We start from the raw sequence: 3906 nt of genomic DNA, 5'->3' as shown, positions 1-3906 counted from the left end.
TGATGATTTTGAGCACTATCAACACGCGTTACATCAATCCCTGATGACCCTTTTTCCGCTAAACGTCGTTCTTCGCATCACCCACCCGGTACGGGGTCAAATATGGATGGAGATCAACGCGAAACCTCAGACACAGAGTGATGGGATGACTTTATGGTACGGGATATGTATCGATAAAAGTGATTTTTATCAAATGCAAGAGGAATTAGTTATTCGTGAAAAACAATTCCGCACCCTCGTCGAGAGTCTACCCGATAATATTTTGCGCTATGACCGTGAGTGTCAAGCAATCTATGTATCTCCGGCAATAGAACGGATCGGCGGCAAAGATGCGGTTAACATGCTTATGGGTAAAACTCCTATGGAAGCCCATTTTTTAGAGGATGATACGCAAGCAATGATGTATCAAACTAAATTAAAGCATACCATCGAAACCGGCGAGAGAGATGAGATGGAACTCACTACTACCATGCATCATGGCAGCGATACGCAAATCCATCTTGTCCGATTTATCCCTGAGTTAGATACCAACGGTATGATATATGGAGCGTTAGCTATCGGTAGTGATATCACCGAACGTAAAGCGACAGAGAAAAAAATAGAGCATTTGGCTCATCACGATCCTCTCATCGGTTTACCGAATCGTTTTTTTGCCAAAAAACTTGCTGAAAATGCTATCCAAAAAGCTAAAGATAATAAGACGATGGTGGCATTGCTCTATATCGATTTGGATGGATTTAAAGCGATTAATGATACCTTGGGACATACTATCGGTGATTGTGTTCTTAGAATCGTGGCTGAACGGATTCGGGAATCTCTAGAAGAGAAAGATACCCTTTGTCGTCAGGGGGGAGATGAGTTTTTAGTATTGGTACCTAATGTTGTATCGCTCCAAGAAATAAAAAAAATATCACGTAAGATATTGGATATATTTGAATACGCTGTTGATGTTAAAGATCATCTTCTGACATCGAGTGCATCGATAGGTGTAGCGATTTATCCTGATCATGGGGACAACTATGATTCGCTCCTAAAAAATGCCGATATGGCAATGTATCAGGCTAAAAATAATGGTAAAAACAGTTACAGTTTTTACTCTCAACAGCTTAATCATTACATTATCGGTCAATTCAAACTCCAAAATGATATCAAATCCGCACTCAATCAGGGTGAATTCATTCTCCACTACCAACCTCAAATCGATCTTTCGACCCAACAGGTTATTGGAGCTGAAGCGTTAATCAGATGGAACCATCCTCAACTAGGACTTATCTCACCGATGAATTTCATCCCTATTGCTGAGAGTTCAGGGCTTATCGTCCCTATAGGTGAATGGGTTATCACTAGAGCATGTTTGCAAGCTGAGCGTTGGCATGCCAAAGGTCTTAATATCTCTGTAGCAGTTAACATCTCCTCTGTACAATTCAAACGGGGTAATCTTGAAAAAATCATAAAAGAGGTACTTTATGATACAGGTATCAACCCAAAATATTTTGAACTCGAACTAACGGAATCGATTTTGATACACGATACCGAAAAAACTCTCCAAACTGTCCGTAATTTAAAGGCTCTTGGAGTTCAGCTCTCTATCGATGATTTCGGTACCGGCTACTCTTCTTTAGCCTATCTGAAACGTTTTGCTGTGGATAAACTCAAAATAGATCAATCTTTTGTTCGTGATATTATCCAAGATCATGAAGATGCGATTATTGTTAAAACGATTATCCAGATGGCAAAGAATCTCAATCTAAAGACGATAGCAGAAGGTGTAGAGAGCCAAGAGATACTCTCTATTTTAGAACTTTTGGGTTGCGATGAGGTACAAGGATATTATTTCGCTAAGCCGATGGAAGCATTAGCGTTTGAAAATTATATTGATATATTTTAAATCATAAATAAACCAGTATAGTTTTTATTAGAAAGTTTTATAGTTCTTTTAACATTTCTTTTCATTATGTGACCAAAAAGTGACCAAAATCATGTAACTATTAGTCCAAAATGAATTATGGAGTACACAGTATGGCTAACAATGAAATTACCTTCGATGAACGACTGTTCATCGTATCCAAAACCGATCTAAAGGGTAAAATTACTTATGGAAATGAGCTGTTTATCGCTATGTCCGGTTTTAGCGAAGGAGAGCTTATCGATGCCCCTCATAATATCCTCCGTCATCCTGAGATGCCAAAGGTTATTTTTAAAGCGTTGTGGGATGCTATCCAATCCAAAAATGAGATTTTTGCTTATGTAAAAAACAAAACCAAAGGGAATGATTATTATTGGGTATTTGCCCATGTAACCCCATCGCTTGATGAACAGGGAAACATCATAGGATACCATTCTGTGCGTCGTAAACCGACACCAAAAGCATTAGAAACTATTAAGCCTCTCTACCAAAAACTTCATGCGGCTGAAATCAGCGGTGGAGTCACTGCATCACAAAAAATACTTACAACGTTACTGGAATCAGAAGGAGTCAGTTATGACGAATTTATCTTATCTTTCTAAGGCACAATACGCGAATATTGCTTCTCTTATCTTGTTTGTTATTATTATGGGAATTGAGATCATGACGATCGGTTTTCATTGGGTTCAGATACTTGTGTTAGCCAATTTCGGATTGGTTTGGCTCGTTTTGATGAACATTAAACATGCAAAAGAGAGCATTCGCAGTATTAGTCGCGTGATCAATCAAGCTAAAGAAGGACATTTGGAGAGCCGTATGGTTCGTATAGTCGATCATGCCGAAATCAAAGATCTATCCAACAGTGTCAACAACCTCCTCGATCAGTTGGAGATCTTTATGCGTGAAATCAGTGCCGGTATCGGTAAAGCGTCTCAAAACCAATTCTATCGTCATGTCATTCCAAAAGGGTTGTCAGGGTCATTCGGCTATAACTGCGAGTTGATTAACAAAGGGATAGCCGCGATGGAGGTTAGTTATTTCGTTGGTGAACGTGCAAAACTGATTGCCCAAATGACCGAAATCGGTCAGGGGACCAATGCCTATGTACAGATGCAAAACGACACTGCCGAAAATGTGAAACGTTTGAGTAATATCGTTGAACTTAGTACCCAAACTGCTCACCATTCGGCACAATCGGTAGAAGAGTTGGATACGATCAATGAAAGACTGAGTGTATTGATCGAACTGGTACAAATCTCTACTGATTCGATTAATACGTTAAAGGAAAAAACCACTGATATTAATTCGGTTTTATGTTTGATAAAAGATATCGCCGATCAAACCAATCTCCTCGCGCTTAATGCCGCTATCGAAGCGGCGCACGCCGGTGAGCACGGACGCGGTTTTGCCGTCGTTGCTGATGAAGTGCGTAAACTTGCAGAACGAACCCAAAAAGCGACCAGTGAGATCGGTATCTCTATCCAAACTCTCCAACAAGATGCCAGTGAGATACAGGGGAATGCAGAAAAAATGAACTATATCGCGAATGAATCGAGCAGTGTTATCGATACCTTTAGAGAAACATTGCACCAGTTTAATCGAGATGCTCAAAACACCGCTATTGATGCCAAAGACGTTGAAATCTCGACGTTTCTTGGATTAGGAAAAATGGATCATATCATTTTCAAAGGGAACCTCTATCAGACTCTCAGTAATTCGGGTAGAATCGATATAAAAGATATTCCAAACCATCATCAATGCCGTTTGGGGAAATGGTATGAGAGTGAAAAATCACATGAGCTTTTTGGAAATGCACCGTCGTATAAAGCATTTGATCGTCCGCATGAAGTGGTACATGAAAGTGCGCTTGCAACTTATGCGATATTTAATAATAATAAAAAAGATTGTCTCATTCACCATGCTGATGAGATAATCCAAAATTTCAAAAATATGGAAAAAGCAAGTCTTGAATTATTTGAGATTATGGATCGGATGTATGT

Annotated in this window: 3 protein-coding genes and 1 pseudogene; all 4 read left to right on the top strand. The window is 39.5% G+C overall.

Features of this window, described 5'->3' with window-relative positions:
* A partial coding sequence (locus WA010_RS00065) for a putative bifunctional diguanylate cyclase/phosphodiesterase (protein WP_422555137.1) occupies window positions 1-1888 on the top strand: 1888 nt, incomplete at its 5' end.
* Window positions 1889-2019: 131 nt separating this feature from the next.
* On the top strand, window positions 2020-2508 hold the full coding sequence (locus WA010_RS00060) for a PAS domain-containing protein (protein ID WP_422555136.1): 489 nt from the start codon (window positions 2020-2022) through the stop codon (window positions 2506-2508).
* A 718-nt stretch (window positions 2509-3226) separates the two neighbouring features.
* Window positions 3227-3460, top strand: a pseudogene (locus WA010_RS00055) (methyl-accepting chemotaxis protein); the annotation flags it as partial.
* Window positions 3437-3906 (top strand): CZB domain-containing protein (locus WA010_RS00050; RefSeq protein ID WP_422555138.1); only part of this gene is annotated, 470 nt, incomplete at its 3' end. The pseudogene WA010_RS00055 and the gene WA010_RS00050, both read left to right, overlap by 24 nt.

The sequence above is a fragment of the Sulfuricurvum sp. genome (assembly GCF_049305995.1).
In the GTDB taxonomy this organism is placed as follows: domain Bacteria; phylum Campylobacterota; class Campylobacteria; order Campylobacterales; family Sulfurimonadaceae; genus Sulfuricurvum.
The sequence above is the reverse complement of the archived record's forward strand: the minus strand, read 5'-3'. Positions and strand labels throughout refer to the sequence as shown.